Source organism: Microbacterium sp., assembly GCF_052099035.1.
In the GTDB taxonomy this organism is placed as follows: domain Bacteria; phylum Actinomycetota; class Actinomycetes; order Actinomycetales; family Microbacteriaceae; genus Microbacterium.
Genome location: NZ_JBQDSX010000088.1, coordinates 2,497 through 9,384 on the forward strand (window position 1 = coordinate 2,497; position 6,888 = coordinate 9,384).

The 6,888-nt window shown below is 65.6% G+C and carries 8 protein-coding genes; 4 read left to right on the plus strand and 4 right to left on the minus strand.

The annotated features are described in order from the left end of the window. Positions 1–28: 28 nt before the first annotated feature. A complete protein-coding gene (fbaA, locus tag ACTIAO_RS15895) occupies positions 29–1,057 on the minus strand; it encodes a class II fructose-bisphosphate aldolase (RefSeq protein WP_441907137.1) in 1,029 nt (342 codons plus the stop codon). A 186-nt stretch (positions 1,058–1,243) separates the two neighbouring features. Here fbaA and glpX point away from each other — a divergent pair, with 186 nt between their 5' ends. Both glpX and ACTIAO_RS15905 read left to right on the plus strand, forming a co-directional pair. Next, positions 1,244–2,230, plus strand: a complete 987-nt coding sequence (glpX, locus tag ACTIAO_RS15900) for a class II fructose-bisphosphatase (protein ID WP_441907138.1) — start codon at positions 1,244–1,246, stop codon at positions 2,228–2,230. Between the two features lie 97 nt (positions 2,231–2,327). After that, on the plus strand, positions 2,328–2,621 hold the full coding sequence (locus ACTIAO_RS15905) for a hypothetical protein (protein ID WP_441907139.1): 294 nt from the start codon (positions 2,328–2,330) through the stop codon (positions 2,619–2,621). Here ACTIAO_RS15905 and rmuC read toward each other — a convergent pair. Genes rmuC through ACTIAO_RS15920 form a run of 3 tightly spaced genes read right to left on the minus strand, consistent with a single transcriptional unit; the run spans position 2,609 to position 4,993 of the window. Next, a complete protein-coding gene (gene rmuC / locus ACTIAO_RS15910; protein WP_441907140.1) occupies positions 2,609–3,901 on the minus strand; it encodes a DNA recombination protein RmuC in 1,293 nt (430 codons plus the stop codon). The two genes, ACTIAO_RS15905 and rmuC, sit on opposite strands and share 13 nt — an antisense overlap. Positions 3,902–3,956: 55 nt before the next feature. After that, positions 3,957–4,364, minus strand: a complete 408-nt coding sequence (locus ACTIAO_RS15915; RefSeq protein WP_441907141.1) for an ankyrin repeat domain-containing protein — start codon at positions 4,362–4,364, stop codon at positions 3,957–3,959. A gap of 35 nt (positions 4,365–4,399) precedes the next feature. Beyond that, on the minus strand, positions 4,400–4,993 hold the full coding sequence (locus tag ACTIAO_RS15920) for a 3'-5' exonuclease (RefSeq protein ID WP_441907142.1): 594 nt from the start codon (positions 4,991–4,993) through the stop codon (positions 4,400–4,402). 59 nt (positions 4,994–5,052) lie between these two features. Here ACTIAO_RS15920 and ACTIAO_RS15925 point away from each other — a divergent pair, with 59 nt between their 5' ends. Next, entirely contained in the window at positions 5,053–5,802 is a 750-nt protein-coding gene (locus ACTIAO_RS15925) for a class I SAM-dependent methyltransferase (protein ID WP_441907143.1), read from the plus strand. 34 nt (positions 5,803–5,836) lie between these two features. After that, a partial coding sequence (gene ychF / locus ACTIAO_RS15930; protein WP_441907144.1) for a redox-regulated ATPase YchF occupies positions 5,837–6,888 on the plus strand: 1,052 nt, incomplete at its 3' end.

Here is a 6,888-nt window from a genome sequence, read left to right on the forward strand (position 1 = left end):
CGGCGTGGTTTTGGTGTCTCGCGGGGTGTCAGCTCTTGGACTGGCCGTATGAGCCGAGCTGGCGCGTCGACTCGATGACGCGCTGCGCCATCGCTGTCTCGGCGACCTTGCCCCAGGCGCGCGGGTCGTACTGCTTCTTGTTTCCGACCTCGCCGTCGACCTTGAGGACGCCCTCGTAGTTCTTGAACATGTAGTCGGCGATCGCACGCGTGTACGCGTACTGCGTGTCGGTGTCGACGTTCATCTTGATGACGCCGTTGGCGACCGCGGTGGCGATCTCTTCATCGGATGAGCCGGAGCCGCCGTGGAAGACCAGGTCGAGGGGGTTCGCGCCGGTGTTGTACTTCGCGGCGACCTCCTTCTGGATGTCACCGAGCAGTTCGGGGCGCAGCTTCACTCCACCGGGCTTGTACACGCCGTGGACGTTGCCGAAGGTGAGAGCCGCGATGTAGCGTCCCTGCTCGCCGAGGCCCAGCGCCTGGATCGCCTGGTCGACGTCCGCGAAGGTCGTGTAGAGGGCATCGTTCGAGCCCTCGTGCTGGACGCCGTCCTCTTCGCCGCCGACGACGCCGATCTCGACCTCGAGGATGGCGTTGATCGCCTTCATGCGGGGGAGGAGGTCCTGCGCGATCTCGATGTTCTCACCGAGCGGCACGGCTGAGCCGTCCCACATGTGGGACTGGAAGATCGGGTTGCGGCCGGCCTTGACCTCTTCTTCGGATGCTGCGATGAGGGGCTCGACGAAACCGGCGAGTGCGTCCTTCGGGCAGTGGTCGGTGTGAAGGGCCACGGTGACCGGGTAGTTCTTGGCGACCTCGGTCGCGTAGCGGGCGAAGGCGAGTGCGCCGGTGGCGCGAGCCTTCACGGTGTGGCCGGCGAAGTAGTCGGCGCCGCCCGTTGTCACCTGGATGATGCCGTCGGAGCCGGCCTCGGTCAGGCCCTGGAGGACGGAGTTGATGGTCTGCGAGCTGGAGACGTTGAACGCGGGATACGCGAAGCCACCGGCCTTCGCGCGGTCGAGCATCTCTGCGTACTGTTCCGGGGTGGCGACGGGCATGAAAACTCCTGCGATAGATGAAGCGGGGTCAGTGCTCACTCTATCGTCGGCGATGACCGGATGACGGTGCTGCCCGAGCTCGCCCGAGCACGCACCCTTCCCCTGTGTTAAGAATCGCGATTTCTTCATGCTTGTGAGGGGGAAATTGCCTCGATCTCATATCGTGTGCTGACTATGCTGGGCCCCATGGTGAGTCTGACGGCCGATATGAGCCCGCTGCGTCCCGATCGAAATCTTGCACTTGAACTGGTGCGTGCGACCGAGGCCGCGTCGATCCGCGCTGTGCCGTTCATCGGTCGCGGAGCGAAGGAAGCAGCTGACGGCGCAGCCGTCGACGCGATGCGCGCGTTCCTCGGCACCGTCAACTTCCAGGGCCGAGTCGTCATTGGCGAGGGCGAGAAGGACAACGCCCCGATGCTGTTCAACGGCGAGGTCGTCGGCTCCGGTCGCGGCCCCGAGTGCGACATCGCCGTCGACCCGATCGATGGCACCTCTCTCACCGCGGCAGGGCGTCAGAACGCTCTCTCGGTGATCGCGGTGTCCGACCGCGGCACGATGCTCGATGCGTCCACCGTCTTCTACATGGACAAGCTCGTCACCGGGCCCGCCGGTGTCGGCGTCGTCGACATCAACCTGCCGGTGGGGGAGAACATCCGCCTCCTGGCCAAGGCACTCGGCAAGCCGGTCGACGAGATCGTCGTCTCGGTGCTGAACAGGCCCCGTCACGAGAAGCTCATCGACGAGATCCGCGAAGCGGGTGCAGGAACCCGTCTGATGAGCGATGGCGACGTTGCAGGCGGCATCAATGCTGCCCGCCACGCTGCGCGCACCGACATGTGCGTCGGTGTCGGCGGCAGCCCCGAGGGCATTGTTACCGCGTGTGCGATCAAGGCGCTCGGCGGCCACATCCAGGGCCGCCTGTGGCCGCGCGATGACGAAGAGCGTCAGCGCGGCATCGACGCCGGTCTCCGGATGGACTACGTCTACGAAGCCGATGAACTCGTCAAGGGTGACAACACGATCTTCGTGGCGACCGGTGTAACGGACGGCCAGCTTGTGGCGGGCGTTCGCCGCGAGGGCAACTACGTCTATACCGAATCGGTCGTGCTGCGCGGTGCGTCGGGCACACTGCGACGGATCACATCGGAGCACCTCGTCTCGAAGTGGCTCTGAGCTACTGAAAGCGGGCCTTCTGCCATTTGCCGGGTTACCTGGCACAATGGATCCTGTCGCCAGGAGTTCCTTCTCGGCGATATCAGGAGGGGGAGGCATGGCCACGACACGAACGGACGACGGTGAGAAGTCGGCTCCGGTGAAAATGGTCACCACCAACACCGGTCGCATCCTCAGAGTTTCTGCGAATGATGAGGCCGCGCTCGCGGCAGCCGCAGCAGCGGCGACACCGGCACCCGCGAACGTCGACCCGGCACGTCGCACGGACGTCCTCTTCCGCGTCCGCCGTCCCGAAGGGCACGAGATCAGCTCCTGGTGGATGATCGGGGCGTTCGTCCTGACGTCCGGAATCGTCATCGCCGCTCTCAGCTGGGTGCCTTACAGCGCCTGACGTTCATCGGCGTCATCGCGCAACCGGTTTCGTACGGATCCGAGATCTGCCGCGATGCCCGTTTCCTCGTTGCGAGTGGCGTCGTCACCGGTCAGCTCAGAAGCGGTGAACTTGCGTGTCGGTGTCGTGATCGCCGGGGGAGCCGGATCGAGCGCTGACGCATCGATCCCAGGGAACTGCCGCGCGGTGACGAGCACTCTGCTCTCGAGTGAGCCGGCGAACTTGTTGTAGCTGTCGATCGTGCGCTCGAGGGCTCGGCGCAGATCGTCGGCGTGGCCAGCAACCGTGCCCAGGCGATCGAACAGCTGGGTGCCGAGGGCGAGCAGCGTGCGTGCCTCGGTTGAGACCTCCTGCTGCGTCCAGGTGAAGGACACCGTCTTCAGCACGGCCCAGAGGTTTACCGGTGACGCGAGGGCGACGCGCTTGCTGAATGCGTAGTCGAGCAGCGTGGGGTCCTCATCGATCGCCGCCGCGAGCAGCGATTCACTGGGCAGGAAGCAGATCACGAACTCGGGGCTCGCATCGAGACCCGACCAGTACGCCTTCTTCGCCAGTGCGTCCACGTGCGCGCGCACCGCCTTGACGTGCTTCTGCATGTGCACGCGGCGCTGTGCCTCGTTGGCATCTCCGCCGCCGAGCGCACTGGCTTCGAGGTACGCGTCGAGAGGGACCTTGGCATCCACCGCGATCGACGTGCCGCCGGGAAGCCTCACGACCATGTCGGGGCGACCCTGCCCGCGGTCCGATGAGATCGTCGACTGCAGGTCGAAGTCGACGTGCCGGGTGAGTCCTGCGGCCTCGACGACCCGGCGCAGCTGGGTCTCACCCCAAACGCCGCGCGTCGACGTCGAGCGCAGCGCACCGGCGAGGGACTCGGTAGTTGCACGCAGCGCCTCGTCGGATTCCTGCGCGCGCCGCAGCTGCTCGGCGAGAGACCCGAACTGAGCGTGGCGTTCCTGCTCGAGCGAGGTCACCTTGCTCTGCATCTGCTGCAGCGATTCGCGCACCGGGGCGAGAGCCGTCAGCACCGCATTCTGCTGCTGCACCCGTTCAGCCTCGGCGCGCTGTTCGGCGCGCGTGTGCTCGACGGCATCGCGGTACAGGTCGTACTGCCGGTCCCGGTCGTCTCGCGCTGCCGTGAGCTCGGCCTGCAAGCGGGCGAGGTCAGCGGCCGTCTGGGACTGCACGCCAGACGATCGTGCGGCGTGGGCGAACCACCCCACGGCGACACCGACCGCGAGAGCTGCGACGGCGAGAAGAACGATCAGCGGAGCATCCATACCGCCATGATGCCCACTGCCACCGACATTGGGTCTGCGCCACTCGGCGGAGGTCTCAGCGCGCGGCGTACTCGTCGAGAACGACGCGCATCTCTGCCAACTGGAATTGGTCGGCGATCGCGATCGCCGATAATCCGCCAGCATCCTGATCGGCACCGGCATCCAGCAGCATGCGCAGCAGCGTCTCGTTCTTGCGGAACACCGCACACGAGATCGCGGTCTGGCCGTTTGCGTTGACGGCATCCAGATCGGCGCCGCGGCGGATCAGATCCGCGACCGTGTGCGGCTCCTCGGCGTAGGTCGCGACGATCAGCAACGTGTCTCCGCGAGGGTTTCGCAGGTCGATCGGAACGCCCGCGTCGATCATCTCGCCGAGCGGACCAGTGCGTCCCTGACGCGCCAGATCGAAGGTGCCCTCGATGACCTCGAGGCTGACCGGGGACTCGTCGGAAGGATTCGTCATACCGTCATTCTCGCGTGCGCGGCGCGAGAAAGCACTCAGGCTGCGCGTTCGACCGCGACGGGCGTGGGCGGTTCCGTGACGCGGAGGCTCAGGCCGCTCGCGAGTGCGTGCACGTCAGCAGCGCCGGTGCGCCGGGCCGAATCGATGACGATCTGGGCGCAGGCCCGAGCATCCGCCAGTGCTTCGTGATGCGAAAACTCGGCGAAGCCTGCGGCGGCCGCAGCCACCGGCAGTCGATACGAATCCAGATCGTAGACCTTGCGTGCGACCTGCAGGCTGCACAGTGAACGGTACGGCGGACAATCGAGGTCGGTGACTTCGGATGCTGTGCGCAGCACCTTCAGGTCGAAACCGGCGTTGTGCGCCACGAGGACGTCGGCACCGGCAAAGGCGCACAGGCGGTCGAACTGCTCGGGCCAGGACGCGGCATCGGCGACATCATGCGGGTGGATGCCGTGGATCTTGATGTTCCACTCCTGGAAGTCATCGTGCCCTGCGGGAGGGCGGATCAGCCAACCGGCGGTCGCGACGACCTCACCGTCGCGCACTCGTACGAGGCCGACAGAACAGGCCGAGGCCGGACTGGAGTTCGCAGTTTCGAAGTCGATCGCAGTGAAATCCAGGGGCACCTCTTCACTCTCTCCCTGCTCGTGAGTGCGACGTCGGAGACTCGCCGTAGGCTGGCGACATGGGTGATGAGCGGGCGACTTCCTTCGGTGCTGCGGCAGGCGATTATGAGGCGGCGCGGCCGGATTATCCGTTCGAAGCCGTGGCCTGGATGCTCGAGAAGCTGCCGCACGGATCGCGCCGCATCGCCGATGTCGGCGCAGGAACGGGCAAGTTGACCCGCGTACTCGCCGACGCGCCCGACGCCGAGATCGTCGCGATCGATCCGGACCCGGCGATGCTCGAAGCACTTCGCGCTGCTGTTCCCGGCATCCCGACGTTTCGTGGCACGGCAGAGAATCTGCCGATGCCGGACGCGGGTCTGGATGTCGTCGTGCTCGGTCAGGCGTGGCACTGGGTCGACCCTCACGCCGCATCGAAAGAGATCGGCCGTGTCGTCAAGCCCGGCGGGGTGCTCGGCCTCATCTGGAACATCCGCGACGAGCGCGCGGAGTGGGTGCGGCGGCTCACCGAGATCATGCACTCCAGCGCGGCCGAGAACATGGTGAATGGTCCGACGTCGCAGGGGCCGCAGATCGCCGCGCCGTTCGGCCGTGTCGAAGTCGAACGTTGGGAGTGGGTGCGGCCGATGACGCGCGCGCAGGTGCACCGGATGGCTGATTCGCGCAGCTACCTCATCACGGCGACTGCCGGGGAGCGTCGCGGCATCCACGAAGATATGGATGCGTTGTTCGACGAACTCGGGCTGAACTGGGAGGAGACCATCGATCTGCCCTACGTGACGACGGCATACCGCAGTATCCGCGCGTGAGGGGCACAGGCGCACCCCGGTAGACTCTTACCCCGTGGCTCTTACTATCGGTATCGTCGGCCTGCCCAATGTCGGCAAGTCCACCCTCTTCAACGCACTGACCAAGAACGACGTGCTCGCGGCGAACTATCCGTTCGCGACGATCGAGCCGAACGTCGGTGTCGTGAATCTGCCCGATCAGCGGCTGAACGTGCTGGCCGAGATCTTCGGCAGCGAGCGCATCCTCCCGGCAGCTGTGTCGTTCGTCGACATCGCCGGAATCGTGCGCGGTGCGAGCGAGGGGGAGGGGCTCGGCAACCAGTTCCTCGCGAACATTCGTGAGGCGGATGCCATCGCCCAGGTCGTCCGCGGATTCGATGACGACGATGTCGTGCACGTCGACGGTGCGATCAACCCGAAGGGCGACCTCGAGACGATCAATGCCGAGCTCATGCTCGCGGACCTGCAGACCGTCGAGAAGGCGATTCCGCGCTTCGAGAAGGAAGTTCGCGGCAAGAAGCTCGACCCGTCGGTTCTCGAGGCTGCGAATGCGGCGAAGGATGCTCTGGAGCGCGGCATCCTGCTGTCGGTGAGTGGTATCGACCTCGCGCCGATCAAGGAACTGGGCCTGCTCACTTCGAAGCCGGTCATCTTCGTCTTCAACGTCGACGAGGCTGTGCTGACGGATGCTGCGCGCAAGGCCGAACTCGAAGCATTGGTCGCGCCGGCCAAGGCGATCTTCCTCGACGCCAAGATCGAGTCCGAGCTCATCGACCTCGACCCCGAGGATGCTGCGGAGCTGCTGGCATCCACCGGTCAAGACGAGTCGGGTCTCGACCAGCTCGCGCGCATCGGATTCGACACTCTCGGCCTGCAGACGTATCTGACCGCGGGGCCCAAGGAAGCGCGCGCCTGGACGATCCCCAAGGGGTCGAAGGCTCCGCAGGCTGCCGGTGTCATCCACACCGACTTCGAAAAGGGCTTCATCAAGGCCGAGGTCATCTCGTTCGAAGATCTCGTTGCTACCGGATCGGTTGCCGAAGCTCGTGCCAAGGGCAAGGCTCGCCTCGAAGGCAAGGACTACGTCATGAAGGACGGCGACGTGGT

Coding starts and splice junctions, on each gene's coding strand:
- ACTIAO_RS15905 (WP_441907139.1), top strand. CDS start 2,328: ATGGCCACGACACGAACGGACGACGGTGAGAAGTCGGCTCCGGTGAAA.
- ACTIAO_RS15915 (WP_441907141.1), bottom strand. CDS start 4,364: ATGACGAATCCTTCCGACGAGTCCCCGGTCAGCCTCGAGGTCATCGAG.
- rmuC (WP_441907140.1), bottom strand. CDS start 3,901: ATGGATGCTCCGCTGATCGTTCTTCTCGCCGTCGCAGCTCTCGCGGTC.
- glpX (WP_441907138.1), top strand. CDS start 1,244: ATGGTGAGTCTGACGGCCGATATGAGCCCGCTGCGTCCCGATCGAAAT.
- ACTIAO_RS15925 (WP_441907143.1), top strand. CDS start 5,053: ATGGGTGATGAGCGGGCGACTTCCTTCGGTGCTGCGGCAGGCGATTAT.
- fbaA (WP_441907137.1), bottom strand. CDS start 1,057: ATGCCCGTCGCCACCCCGGAACAGTACGCAGAGATGCTCGACCGCGCG.